Source organism: Flavobacterium sp., assembly GCF_028689845.1.
GTDB lineage: Bacteria > Bacteroidota > Bacteroidia > Flavobacteriales > Flavobacteriaceae > Flavobacterium.
Genome location: NZ_JAQVCH010000002.1, coordinates 36,594 through 49,907 on the forward strand (window position 1 = coordinate 36,594; position 13,314 = coordinate 49,907).

The 13,314-nt window shown below is 33.4% G+C and carries 13 protein-coding genes and 1 pseudogene; 10 read left to right on the forward strand and 4 right to left on the reverse strand.

The genetic code is table 11. The features are described from left to right. Positions 1 to 63: 63 nt before the first annotated feature. A pseudogene (locus PHR76_RS01370) lies at positions 64 to 1,044 on the reverse strand (pyruvate dehydrogenase complex E1 component subunit beta); the annotation flags it as partial. A 269-nt stretch (positions 1,045 to 1,313) separates the two neighbouring features. Here PHR76_RS01370 and PHR76_RS01375 point away from each other — a divergent pair. The 5 genes from PHR76_RS01375 to PHR76_RS01395 all read left to right on the forward strand — a co-directional run bounded on the left by PHR76_RS01375 (position 1,314) and on the right by PHR76_RS01395 (position 6,463). Further along, on the forward strand, positions 1,314 to 2,060 hold the full coding sequence (locus tag PHR76_RS01375; RefSeq protein WP_300057596.1) for an electron transfer flavoprotein subunit beta/FixA family protein: 747 nt from the start codon (positions 1,314 to 1,316) through the stop codon (positions 2,058 to 2,060). Between the two features lie 35 nt (positions 2,061 to 2,095). Next, positions 2,096 to 3,064 carry an electron transfer flavoprotein subunit alpha/FixB family protein gene (locus tag PHR76_RS01380; RefSeq protein ID WP_300057598.1) on the forward strand — a complete coding sequence of 323 codons (969 nt, stop codon included), beginning with the start codon at positions 2,096 to 2,098 and terminating at the stop codon, positions 3,062 to 3,064. A gap of 127 nt (positions 3,065 to 3,191) precedes the next feature. Then, positions 3,192 to 3,809 carry a bifunctional nuclease family protein gene (locus PHR76_RS01385; RefSeq protein ID WP_300057601.1) on the forward strand — a complete coding sequence of 206 codons (618 nt, stop codon included), beginning with the start codon at positions 3,192 to 3,194 and terminating at the stop codon, positions 3,807 to 3,809. 48 nt (positions 3,810 to 3,857) lie between these two features. After that, complete coding sequence (locus PHR76_RS01390; RefSeq protein WP_300057603.1) at positions 3,858 to 5,516, forward strand: nucleoside transporter C-terminal domain-containing protein; 1,659 nt, start codon at positions 3,858 to 3,860, stop codon at positions 5,514 to 5,516. A 122-nt stretch (positions 5,517 to 5,638) separates the two neighbouring features. Then, entirely contained in the window at positions 5,639 to 6,463 is an 825-nt protein-coding gene (locus tag PHR76_RS01395; protein ID WP_300057605.1) for a thymidylate synthase, read from the forward strand. 59 nt (positions 6,464 to 6,522) lie between these two features. Here the strand turns inward: PHR76_RS01395 and PHR76_RS01400 are convergent, their stop codons facing one another. Continuing rightward, a complete protein-coding gene (locus PHR76_RS01400) occupies positions 6,523 to 6,819 on the reverse strand; it encodes an isoamylase early set domain-containing protein (protein WP_300057607.1) in 297 nt (98 codons plus the stop codon). Positions 6,820 to 7,065: 246 nt separating this feature from the next. Here PHR76_RS01400 and PHR76_RS01405 point away from each other — a divergent pair, with 246 nt between their 5' ends. Beyond that, positions 7,066 to 7,395 carry a 2TM domain-containing protein gene (locus PHR76_RS01405; protein ID WP_300057873.1) on the forward strand — a complete coding sequence of 110 codons (330 nt, stop codon included), beginning with the start codon at positions 7,066 to 7,068 and terminating at the stop codon, positions 7,393 to 7,395. A 6-nt stretch (positions 7,396 to 7,401) separates the two neighbouring features. Continuing rightward, complete coding sequence (locus PHR76_RS01410) at positions 7,402 to 7,884, forward strand: dihydrofolate reductase (protein WP_300057609.1); 483 nt, start codon at positions 7,402 to 7,404, stop codon at positions 7,882 to 7,884. A 61-nt stretch (positions 7,885 to 7,945) separates the two neighbouring features. Here PHR76_RS01410 and PHR76_RS01415 read toward each other — a convergent pair whose 3' ends face one another. After that, a complete protein-coding gene (locus PHR76_RS01415) occupies positions 7,946 to 8,428 on the reverse strand; it encodes a hypothetical protein (protein WP_300057611.1) in 483 nt (160 codons plus the stop codon). A 33-nt stretch (positions 8,429 to 8,461) separates the two neighbouring features. Between PHR76_RS01415 and ubiE the strand changes: the two genes are divergently transcribed. Further along, complete coding sequence (ubiE, locus tag PHR76_RS01420; RefSeq protein WP_300057613.1) at positions 8,462 to 9,193, forward strand: bifunctional demethylmenaquinone methyltransferase/2-methoxy-6-polyprenyl-1,4-benzoquinol methylase UbiE; 732 nt, start codon at positions 8,462 to 8,464, stop codon at positions 9,191 to 9,193. A gap of 1 nt (position 9,194) precedes the next feature. Next, entirely contained in the window at positions 9,195 to 9,896 is a 702-nt protein-coding gene (locus tag PHR76_RS01425; protein WP_300057615.1) for a porin family protein, read from the forward strand. Here PHR76_RS01425 and PHR76_RS01430 read toward each other — a convergent pair. Beyond that, complete coding sequence (locus PHR76_RS01430) at positions 9,893 to 10,621, reverse strand: RNA methyltransferase (protein ID WP_300057617.1); 729 nt, start codon at positions 10,619 to 10,621, stop codon at positions 9,893 to 9,895. The genes PHR76_RS01425 and PHR76_RS01430 overlap by 4 nt on opposite strands. Positions 10,622 to 10,657: 36 nt before the next feature. Between PHR76_RS01430 and PHR76_RS01435 the strand changes: the two genes are divergently transcribed. Then, a complete protein-coding gene (locus PHR76_RS01435) occupies positions 10,658 to 13,213 on the forward strand; it encodes a BamA/TamA family outer membrane protein (RefSeq protein ID WP_300057619.1) in 2,556 nt (851 codons plus the stop codon). The last annotated feature ends 101 nt before the right edge of the window (positions 13,214 to 13,314 follow it).

The following is a 13,314-nucleotide window of genomic DNA, read 5'->3' on the forward strand; positions in this document are numbered from 1 at the left end:
AATATTAAAAAAAACTTCATCAAAAACAGGTTGATGAAGTTTCAAATATAGTAGATAATTATATTATTTATACATTACTTTCTTGACAGCCTTAATTACATCAGTAGAATTAGGCAACCATTCTTTCAACAAAACGGGTGAGAAAGGAGCGGGAGTATCTGCTGTTGTGATGCGTTGAATCGGAGCATCCAAATAATCAAAAGCTCTTTCCTGAACCATGTAGGTAATTTCTGAAGCGACACTAGCAAAAGGCCAAGCTTCTTCTAAAACTACCAATCGATTTGTTTTTTTAACAGATTTCAGAATCGCATCGTAATCCATCGGACGAACGGTGCGTAAGTCGATGATTTCACATGAAATTCCTTCTTTTGCTAATTCATCAGCCGCTTCATATGCTTCTTTAATGATTTTTCCAAAAGAAACAATGGTCACATCATTTCCTTCTCTTTTAATTTCAGCAACGCCTAATGGAATAGTATATTCTCCTTCAGGAATTTCCATTTTGTCACCATACATTTGTTCTGATTCCATAAAAATTACGGGATCATTATCACGAATAGCCGATTTTAATAAGCCTTTTGCATCATACGCATTCGATGGAACGACTACTTTTAGACCTGGCGTATTGGCAAACCAACTTTCAAAAGCTTGTGAATGTGTCGCAGCTAACTGACCCGCAGAAGCAGTTGGTCCACGAAAAACCATCGGCATAGAAAATTGTCCAGCAGACATTTGTCGCATTTTAGCGGCATTATTTATAATTTGGTCAATTCCAACTAACGAGAAGTTAAAAGTCATGAATTCTACAATTGGCCGACAACCATTCATAGCTGAACCAACGGCAATACCAGCAAAACCAAGTTCTGCAATTGGCGTATCGATAACTCGTTTTGGCCCAAATTCATCTAACATTCCTTTGGAAGCTTTATATGCTCCATTATATTCGGCCACTTCTTCACCCATTAAATAGATGCTTTCATCACGACGCATTTCTTCGCTCATGGCCTCACAAATCGCTTCTCTAAATTGAACTGTTTTCATATCGAATTTTTCTTTAAATCTTTAAATCGAAAGGCAAAAATAATTAATTTTAATCATTTTCAAGCTAAAATCTCAAGCAAAATAGCATTTCAAAAAGTAATTTTAAAAATTGAATTATTTTAAAACTTTTTGATTTGTGCGAACTTGACTATAAATTTTAAAAACAAACCCTACGAAAACGATATATTAGCGAAAATTTAGTATGCATGCATATAAAATATAGAAAATTTATTTGTACTTTCGTAACCTTAAAATAATCATAACTTTATTATATGAAAATATTAGTTTGCATCAGTCACGTACCTGATACTACGTCTAAAATCAATTTTGTGAACGGTGATTCTGAATTTGATACCAATGGCGTTCAATTTGTAATTAACCCTAATGATGAATTTGGTTTAACCAGAGCCGTTTGGATTCAAGAACAACAAGGAGCTACGGTTACTGTAGTGAATGTAGGCGGACCAGATACCGAACCTACTTTACGAAAAGCCTTAGCTATTGGAGCAAATGAAGCTATTCGGGTAAATGCTGCACCAACCGATGGTTTTTATGTTGCTAAACAATTAGCCGAAGTAGCTAAAAATGGTCAATATGACTTAATTATTTGCGGAAAAGAGTCGCTAGATTATAATGGTGGAATGGTTCCTGGAATGGTAGCCAGTTTATTAGATTATAACTTTGTCAATGCTTGTATCGACATAAAAGTTGATGAAGGAAGTGCCACTGTAATTCGAGAAATTGATGGTGGAAAAGAAACAATATCTGCTTCTTTACCTTTAGTTATTGGAGGTCAAAAAGGCTTGGTGGAAGAAAAGGATTTACGCATTCCAAACATGCGGGGCATCATGACCGCACGAACTAAAGCCTTAACGGTTCTTGAACCTGTGGAGGCCAATGTAAAAACTAAAGCTGTAAAATTTGAGAAACCTGCTCCAAAATCGGCTGTAAAACTAATTTCGGCAGACAACTTAGATGAATTAATTAATTTGTTACATAACGAAGCGAAAGTAATCTAATTCAATAGTAAATTTCAACATTAAAAATAAACAGTATGTCATTATTAATATATGCAGAATCGGCAGAAGGAAAATTCAAAAAAGTAGCTTTTGAATTAGCATCATATGCCAAAAAAATAGCAGAATCATTAGGCACGACCCTAACTGCAGTAACCATTAACGCAGGAGATGTTTCTGAATTGTCTAAATACGGAGTAGACAAAGTATTAAAAGTTACCAACGATAAATTAGCCACGTTCAATGCGAAGGCTTATGCCGATGTAATCAAACAAGCCGCCCAAAAAGAAAACGCTAAAGTAATTGTGCTTTCGTCTTCTACAGACAGTATTTACCTTGCTCCTATTGTTGCTATCGGACTAGAAGCTGGCTATACCTCTAATGTGGTTAGTTTGCCATTAAGCACTTCTCCTTTCCAAGTAAAAAGAAATGCTTTTTCTAGTAAAGCATTTACCGTTACGGAAGTTTCTACAGACGTAAAAGTAATTGGTTTAGCAAAAAACTCTTACGGTATTATTGAAACAAATGCCAATCTTACAACAGAAGATTTTTCGCCAAATTTAAACGAAGGGGATTTTGCTGTGAAAATTGAAAAAGTTGAAAAAGTAACAGGCAAAGTAACGATTGCGGATGCAGAAATTGTTGTTTCTGGTGGAAGAGGACTAAAAGGACCTGAAAACTGGGGCTTAATTGAAGATTTAGCTGCCGTTCTTGGAGCAGCAACTGCTTGTTCTAAACCTGTTTCAGATTTAGGATGGCGACCGCATAGCGAACACGTAGGTCAAACAGGAAAACCCGTTGCTACTAACTTATATATTGCTATAGGAATTTCTGGAGCCATTCAGCATATTGCTGGAATTAATGCTTCAAAAGTTAAAGTTGTTATCAATACCGATCCCGAAGCTCCTTTTTTCAAAGTAGCCGATTATGGAGTCGTGGGCGATGCTTTTGAAATTATTCCTAAATTAACTCAAAAATTAAAAGAATTTAAAGCTCAAAATTCATAATTTTTTATAAATTGTGCCCCTATTGGGCTGTCTAAATGGAGATAGTTGTATCTTTGTTTAGATAGCCCAATTTTTTAATACTAATTTACTCTAAGTTTATCATACTTAGCACGTTGCACAATATCATATGAGTCTTGTAAAATTAGCCATAAAAGGAATTTCCTATAGCCAAACCCAAAATGGGGCTTATGCTTTAATCCTAAATGAAGTGGATGGAGAGCGAAAACTACCCATTGTCATAGGAGCATTTGAAGCACAATCAATTGCGATTGCCCTTGAAAAAGACATAAAACCACCAAGACCACTCACCCACGATTTATTTAAAAACTTTGCCGACCGCTTTGATATTGTGGTCAAACAAGTCATTATTCATAAATTAGTTGACGGAGTTTTCTATTCTAGTATTATTTGCGAACGAGACAAAATTGAAGAGATTATTGATGCTCGAACTTCCGATGCGATTGCTTTAGCTTTACGATTTAATGCTTCGATTTTTACTTATAAAAACATTCTAGATAAAGCAGGAATCTACTTAAAAGGAAATTCTTCGGATATAGAAGGATTTGAAAGTGAAGAAATTCTAACCGAACCAGAAACATTTGGCAAAGAAGAATTGGTCTCCAAAGATAGTTACAGCAACAAAACAGTCCAAGAACTCTATGAATTGTTAAATGAAGCGGTACAGCAGGAAGATTATGAAAAAGCAGCCAAAATTAGAGATGAAATCTCTAAAAAAGAATCCTAGAAATTGTGCTTAAATTTAAAAGAAAGACTACCTAAAACATTATAAAAAATGTATAAAAAAATATTACTGTTTTCTTTAACCTTATTGTGTGTATTTGGTTTACAAGCTCAAGAACTAGAGCGAAAATGGCAACTCAACGCTTCTACAACAGACTATTTAGAATTAAAAGAAGGCGGTTATGATTTAAAAATTAGTTCTGATAGCCTCGTTCAAAAAGGCGATTATTTGGTTCAAGACAATTATCTTTTTTTATTTGAAAATGGTGCCGATGCTCCAACAAAACGGTTTACCATCGAAACCAAATCTGATTCGGTTTTGACCTTAAAATCTAAAGACAAAGCCTATTCGTTTTTTTCTTCTAATAAAATCAAACCAATTAATCCAAAATCGGAATTAATTGTGAGTCAAGGTCTTTCTTTTACCAGCATTTGGAAAGGTATTTTGGGTATGCTTTCGCTATTGGCCTTAGCTTACGTGTTTAGTGCCAATAAAAAAGCGATTAATTGGAAAACAGTTGGCATAGGAATTGGAGCTCAATTAATTTTAGCCATTGGCGTATTAAAAGTTGATTTTGTTAAAGCTGGTTTTGAATTTGTTGGTGGCTTATTTGTTAATGTTCTTGATTTTACTCGTGCGGGAAGCGAATTTTTATTGGGTGGCATGATGAATGTTGATAATTTTGGCTTCATCTTTTTGTTTCAAGTTTTGCCAACAATTATCTTCTTTTCAGCCTTAACCTCTTTATTATTTTATTTAGGCATCATTCAAATTGTGGTAAAAGGTTTAGCGATGCTCCTCACTAAATTATTAGGAATATCTGGTGCAGAAAGCCTTTCCGTTGCTGGAAATATCTTTTTGGGTCAAACCGAAGCTCCCTTAATGATTAAAGCTTACCTCGAAAAAATGAACAAAAGTGAAATGCTTTTGGTCATGGTTGGTGGAATGGCAACGGTGGCAGGTGGCGTTTTAGCCGCCTATATTGGTTTCCTTGGCGGAAATGATCCTGTGCTTCGATTAGAATTTGCCAAACACCTCTTGGCTGCCTCTGTCATGGCTGCACCAGGTGCAATTGTTGTTTCTAAAATACTTTATCCACAAACCGAAAATGTAAATACTGAAGTTGAAGTTTCCAAAGAAAAGATAGGCTCTAATATATTGGATGCCATTGCAACCGGAACCTCTGAGGGATTAAAGCTAGCGGCCAATGTAGCTGCAATGTTATTAGTATTTATCGCCTTTATCGCTATGATTAACGCGACGTTGGGTTGGGTTGGAAGTTGGTCTGGTTTAAATGAAGTTATTGCAAACTATACGCCGTATGATCAATTCTCGTTAGAAACCGTTTTAGGAATCGTATTTTCTCCTTTAATGTGGCTGATTGGTGTTGCAAAAGAAGACATCATGCTCATGGGTCAATTGTTGGGAATTAAATTAGCCGCTTCTGAATTTGTTGGTTATATTCAATTGGCCGAATTAAAAAATACCGCCAATGCGATTCATTTTACGTATGACAAATCGGTGATTATGGCGACGTATATGTTATGCGGGTTTGCCAATTTTGCTTCAATCGGAATACAAATTGGAGGGATTGGTTCATTAGCTCCTGGTCAACGAAAAACACTATCCGAATTTGGATTAAAAGCTGTAATTGGTGGAAGTTTAGCTTCATTACTGTCTGCGACCATTGCAGGAATGATTATTGGGTAACACTTTTGTTATTTCAAATTCGATTCTGATTTTTTAATACTATCATTCAACTAAATTAAAAAGTGAAGGAGTTAAGACTAATTCAGCTTGACAAAAAAATGCAAACTATTTAAATTAAAAAAATGCAACAATACCACGACTTAGTAAAACACGTTTTAGAAAATGGAACGCAAAAAGGTGACCGAACTGGAACAGGAACCAAAAGTGTATTTGGTTATCAAATGCGTTTTGATTTAAGCGAAGGTTTTCCGATGGTTACCACAAAAAAATTACATTTAAAATCGATTATATATGAATTGCTTTGGTTTTTAAAAGGCGATACAAACATTGATTATTTAAAAGAAAACGGTGTTAAGATTTGGGATGAATGGGCTGATGAAAACGGCGATTTAGGCCCCGTTTACGGACATCAATGGCGAAATTGGAATAATGAAGAAATTGATCAAATTTCAGAGTTAATCGAAACATTGAAAACGAATCCAAATAGTAGAAGAATGTTGGTTTCCGCATGGAATCCATCCGTTTTACCAGATACTTCCAAATCATTTTCTGAGAATGTAGCTAATGGAAAAGCCGCACTTCCTCCCTGTCACGCATTTTTTCAATTTTATGTAGCAGACGGAAAACTAAGCTGTCAATTATACCAACGCAGTGCCGATATTTTTTTAGGTGTTCCGTTCAATATAGCTTCTTATGCCTTATTTACTTTAATGGTAGCCCAAGTTTGCAACTTACAAGTTGGTGATTTCATTCACACTTTTGGTGATGCACATATTTATAATAATCATATGGAACAATTGGAATTACAATTATCTAGAGAGCCAAGATCCTTACCAAAAATGATTTTAAATCCGGATATTAAAAATATTTTCGATTTTAACTTTAACGATTTCACCTTAGAAGGTTATGACCCGCATCCACATATAAAAGGAATTGTAGCAATTTAAAAATAAAAAAAATCCGTTTGAAGTTGATTCAAACGGATTTTTTTTTATTTTGAGAAGTTTTAAACAGCTACCACACTATTTTCTGCAGCTGCAAAATCATTCCATTTAAAAGCATCTGCTTCTGCCTCATTCACATATTCTCCGTCTACTAAATAACGAAATTCATACGAATTAGAAGCAGGCAATTCAAAAGTTGCTTTGAAAGTGCCGTTTTTCAACTTACTTAATTCGCCTTCTGCGGGATTCCAATTGTTAAAATCTCCAATTACTGCTGCTGATTTAGCTTCTTTAGCCTCGATTGAAAAAGTTACTTTACAAACAGGTTTTGTTTTTATAAATTGTTTCTTAATTGCCATAACTATCTAATTTTTAATATTATGCTGCAAAGAAACAAATAGAATGTTACATATCAAATCATTAGAATCACTTTTATCATATTAACAAAAAGAGTCCAAAAAAAAAGAAAAATTATTAGTTTAAAGCTCTTTAAACTAAAAGATAAAAACCGTCAAACGGTTTCGTAGTCCATTATGTGTAAAAATATTTTTTTCTTTTTTAAAAAATACTACCTTTAAAAACAAAAAAATAGATCAATTATGGAAATCGATAAAGATCAACATGAGCAATATGAATATGCTCGTAGACGATTAAAACAAAAGAAAAGACTGTATTATCATTTTGTTTTGTTTTTAATTGGAAGTTTGTTTTTGTTTTTAGCAGAACGTTTTTTTAACATGCACCCGTTTCAAGGATGGTATCTTTGGACGATAACTATTTGGTTTTTCCTTTTCATTCTTCATTTTATAAAGGTGTATATCACCGACCGATTTATGAATAAAACTTGGGAGAGAGAACAGATTAATCGATTAGTCGCAAAACAAGAACAACGAATCAAGCAATTAGAACAAAAAATTGAAAATGATTTAAAATAAACACGCATGATTATTATGATTGCTGCTGCGGCAGAAAATAATGCCTTGGGCAAAGACAACGATTTAGTTTGGCATTTGCCCGATGATTTTAAGCGATTTAAAAACTTAACTTCTGGACATCCCATTATTATGGGAAGAAAAACGTTTGAAAGTTTTCCTAAACCGCTTCCAAATCGTTTACACATTATTATAACTCGTCAAAAAGAGTACCAGTTTGACGGATGTTTAGTTGCATCTAGCCTCGAAAAAGCATTATCACTTATACCAAAAAACCAAGATGCTTTTATTATTGGAGGTGGTGAAATATATAAACAAGCATTGCCTTTTACAGATAAAATTGAATTAACTCGCGTGCATCAATCTTTTGATGCCGACACTTATTTTCCGGAAATTAATCCTGACAAATGGCTCCTCATTCAGGAAGAATATCATCCGAAAGACGAAAAACATGCAGTAGATTTTACCTATCAAACATTCATTAGAAAATAAAAAAAAACATCTCGAAAATTCGAGATGTTTAGAACCAATGTTTTTAGTTTCGAGAATAAGCTTATTCAAGCAGCAATATCTGATAACTTAATATAAAAATCACTACTGCCAAAAACACTCCAGAAATGAAGATAATGACATTAGCAAACCTTTGAGAATACATCTCAAAGAAGCCTTTAATACCAAATACCACAAAGGTACTAAAAGCGAAAAAAACTAAAATTTCCAAAAACAAATTTAACCCTAAGAACGTTTGTGGCACCCCAACTTCAATTCCGCTTAAAAAAGCGAAATTGTTGATAATGCTAACAAGAAGAAATGTGATGACTAGTGCCAGTAGTATCCATTTTATTTCCGCTTTTAACACTCTCGATAACATAATAGTAAACAGTTGATTCATAATGTAAAATTGCATATTATCAACCACTTGTACAATACCTATTTTTAGGGGTTTTTGCAATATCCCTAAATTTAGGGATATTTTGTTTAATTTTATTTTAAAAAGATTAAACACTATATCTTCTATCCTACTTGTTAGAAGCAAGAGAATAGTTTATATTTGCCTAAAATTTTGTGCATGACTAAAAATATCACTCCTTATAAAGATTCTACGCTTGGAAAGAAAGAACAAGTAGCTCAAATGTTTGATGCCATTTCAGGAAATTATGATGGATTAAATCGGGTTATTTCTTTTGGAACAGATATAAAATGGCGGAAAAAAGTGTTAGCAATAGTAAAATCTAAAAACCCAACTTCTGTTTTAGACATTGCAACTGGAACTGGTGATTTAGCCATTTTAATGTCGGAATCAGGAGCGTCTAAAATTGTAGGCTTAGATATTTCTGCTGGAATGCTTGAAGTAGGCAGAAAAAAAATTGCAGAAAAAAAATTATCCAATAAAATTGAAATGATTTTAGGCGATTCAGAAAAAATGCCTTTTGAAGACAATTCCTTTGATGCAATTACCGTTGCTTTTGGGGTTCGGAATTTTGAAACTTTAGAAAAAGGATTAGCAGAAATTTTACGTGTTTTAAAACCAAACGGAATTTTTGTGATATTAGAAACATCTGTTCCTGAAAAATTTCCGTTTAAACAAGGTTATCAATTTTATTCTAAAAACATCTTACCTTTAATAGGTAGAATTTTTTCAAAAGATGATTCTGCTTACCAATACCTTTCAGAATCTGCTTCTGTTTTTCCTTATGGAGAAGCTTTAAACAATATTTTGAGAAAAATTGGGTTTATAGACGTAGAATCAAATCCACAAACATTTGGGGTAGCAACTATCTATGCAGCATCTAAAAAATAAAATGAAAAAATTTAGCTTTCTTTTCATACTACTATTAAGTCTACAATCCAATGCCCAATTCAGTGGTGTTTTTGGTAAAGACCCGATTGTTAACTTAGAAAATTTTGACAAACAACGCGTTTATTGGGGTTATTTTCTAGGATTCAATTCTTTAGATTTTAAGATTGATCAAAACATTCCAACTGATGAGATTTTAGTAAATACTTCAATCGGATTCAATGTTGGATTAGTAGGTGATTTACGACTTTATGATTACATCAACTTACGCTTTGAACCTGGCTTGTATTACACGCAAAGAGACCTTACTTTTCCGGGTTTTGACAATCAATTTGATGCCGTTCGACAAGTAAAGTCGACTTATATCTTTTTTCCTTTACTGCTAAAATTTTCTTCTTTACGAACAGGGAATATTCGTCCTTTTTTAGTTGGCGGAGTTTCAACATCAATTAACTTATCAAGTAATGCCAATTCGACAGACGATAATTCAAACAATCGGTTTCGGATGAATAAATGGACTAATTATTATGAAGTAGGTTTTGGGATTGATTTTTATTTGGAATACTTTAAATTTTCCCCTTCCATTCGTGGTGTTTTTAGTCTAAATGACGAATTAATTCGAGATAATGACCCGAATAGTCCGTGGACTTCATCCGTTGACGCCATGCAAACGCGTGGGATTTTTATCAATTTCACCTTTCATTAATTTGTTCTTCGAAATTCGCTTAATAAAATAGCCGTAGCTGTTGCGACATTTAAGCTCTCGGCTTTTTGGATATTACCAAAACGAGGAATACTAATTTTTGAAGTAATTTTAGAAGCTATAAGGTCACTTATACCATTCGCTTCATTCCCTAAAACCAAAATTCCATTGGTAGAAAGTGACGATTCATAGACGTTTTTTCCATCCATAAAAGCACCATAAATAGGTAAAGAAGTTTCTTTTAAAAAGACATTTAAATCGGTATAAATCACATTTACTCGACTGATAGAGCCCATTGTTGCTTGAATAACTTTCGGATTATAAAGGTCAACAGTTTCTGTAGAACACACCAACTGTTCAACCCCAAACCAATCACATAAACGAATAATTGTGCCTAAATTTCCAGGGTCTCGAATAGCGTCCAAGCAAACAACTAAACCACTTAGGTCCATCACTTTTGATTTTGGCATTCTAAAAACCGCTAAACAATCGTTTGGCGTTTTTAAACAACTTATCTTTGATAGATCAGCTGTAGAAATTAGTTCTGGAACAAAAGTTGCTACCGCATTTAATGCAGAATTTGTTGTGAAGAAAAATTCGGCTTCAAAGCCAGCCAAAAATAATTCCTCGATGACTTTAATTCCTTCTGCAATGAAAAGCTGGGCTTCATTTCTATACTTTTTTTGATGTAAACTCGTAATTCGTTTAATTTGATTTTTACTAAGCATAAAAAAATGTACTTTTGAATTAAATTTGTTACTCCTTTGAAAAGAATCACTGCAAAAATATCATTTATAATTGTAATAGCTTTATTATTCTATGCTTGTAATGCTATCAAAAGAGTTCCAGACGGTAAAAATCTACTCGTTGAAACAGAACTATTGGTAGATGGCCGAAAAGTTAAAACAGAAGAAGTTACGAATTTAATTGTACAAAAACCCAATACGCAATTCTTAAGACGCCCACTAAGTTTATACGTGTACAATTGGGCTCAACCCAATCCGGATTCGCTTTTTGCAGAAAAATTTATTAAAGACACCCTCCGATTTAAACGATTATCAAAACTCTTATCTGAGAAACAAGTTTATCGTTTAGGCGAATCTTTTTGGCACAGTGGCGTTCATAAATTTCTAAAAAAAACAGGGGAACCACCAGTTATCATTGACGATAGCAGAACTAAAAAAACCTTATACAAACTGCAATCTTATTATTTTAATGAAGGTTATTTTAAAGTAAAAGCAGAAGCTAAAACAGATTCAGTTGGATTAAAAAAAGTAAAATCAACCTATACCGTTACGCTGGGCACTGCTTATGTTATTGATAGCATTAGCAGAAAAATAGATTCTCCTGACTTAGATTCATTATATCTTATAACCGAGAAAAATTCTTTAATAAAAAAAGGAGAACGCTATAATTCGGCCAACTTTGAAGAAGAACGCAATCGATTAACTGCTTTTTTTAGAAATAACGGAGTCTATAATTTTCAACAAAACTATATTAGTTACGATGTTGATACCATATCTACAGGCAATAAAGCCAATATTAATTTATTGATTGGCAATTATTCTTATCGCTCTGGAGATTCATTAGTAATGAAACCGTTTGAGATTTATAAAATTAGTGACGTCAACATTTATACTGATAATCCGAACTCAAAAAACAAAGTAAAAATTACGGATACAGTTACCTATAACAATTTTAATATTTATAGTTCGTCCAAGTTCAAATATAAGCCCAAAGCTATTACGGATGCTATTTTTATCACAAAAGGGTCTGTTTATAGCGACTTAAGGAATAATTTAACCTCACGTTCTTTATCTAATTTCAGGATTTTCAATTATCCAACTATATTATATGAAGTCAATAAAAAAGACAGCCTTTCTAATAGCTTAATTAGTAATATTTATCTGAGTCCCAGAAAAAAATATACGATGGCCCCTTCAATTGATTTAACCCATTCTGACATTCAAGATTTTGGTATTACGGCGAATCTATCATTAGGAATCAGAAACGTATTTAATGGTGCGGAAACATTTGACATTTCAGCCAGAGGAAACATAGGCTCTTCACAAGATATTGCCAATCCGAATGATCAATTTTTCAATATTTCTGAAATTGGTTTAGATGCCAAGCTTAGTTTTCCTAGAATTTTATTTCCGTTTAGCACCGATAAGATTATTCCTAAAAACATGCTGCCTTCCACCCAAATTAGCGGTGGTTTTGCCAAGCAAAAGAACATCGGATTAGATAAAGAAAATTTCACAAGTGCTTTTAATTATAAATGGACTCCCAAAAGAAATAATTCTTTGAGTTTTGACTTGGTTAATATTCAATATGTGAAAAACATCAATGTGAGCAACTATTTCAACGTTTATCGGTCTTCCTATGATGCTTTAAATTCGGTTTCACAAAATTATGATGCGAATCCTACTTATTATGATACGGATGGTGATTTAATAATTGAATCTGGTACCAATGGTTTTTTAAATGATGTATTAGGTGCTAATCCAACTATTTTTCCTTCAACAGAAGACATGAACGAAATTAAAAATATTGATGATCGAAAAAACAGATTAACCGAAAACAACTTTATTTTAGCGTCAAGTTTTAATTATTCAACTTCCTCCAAAAAAGGAATTTTAGATAATGATTTTGCAGTTTTTAGAACAAAAATTGAATCCGCCGGAAATGTTTTATCCTTATTTTCTGGAGCTTCTAACCAGCCATTAGGTCCAAATGGTAATAAAACAATTTTTGATGTAGAATATTCTCAATACATAAAAACGGAAGTAGAATTCATCAAACATTTTGAATTTCGAAAAAACAGTGTGATTGCTTCAAGAGCTTTTATCGGAATGGCCATTCCTTACGGAAATTCACAAAACATTCCTTTTTCACGTTCTTATTTTGCTGGTGGCTCTAACGACAATCGAGCTTGGCAACCATATAGTTTGGGTCCGGGAAGTAGTAATGCCCAAAATGACTTTAATGATGCTAACTTAAAAATCGCCTTTAACACCGAATACCGATTTAAAGTTTTTGGCCAAGTGCGTGGAGCATTGTTTGTGGATGTTGGTAATATTTGGAACTTTTTAGACAACGTTGATATTTCGGGAGCCCAATTCACAGGACTCAGTTCTTTAAAAGATATTGCGGTAGGTTCTGGATTTGGAATTCGATATGATTTCGGTTTTGTGGTGGCTCGTTTTGACTTTGGTTTTAAAACTTACAATCCCGCAAAAGCAAGTGGAGATCGTTGGTTTCAAGAGTATAACTTTAGCAACTCCGTCTTTAATGTAGGGATAAACTATCCGTTCTAAAACGTTATTGTTCATAATTAAATAAAAAACACTTACTTTGATAAGCTAATTTATACCTAATAATTTCACTAAACCTTTTTTAATTATTATTTTTGTTGTCT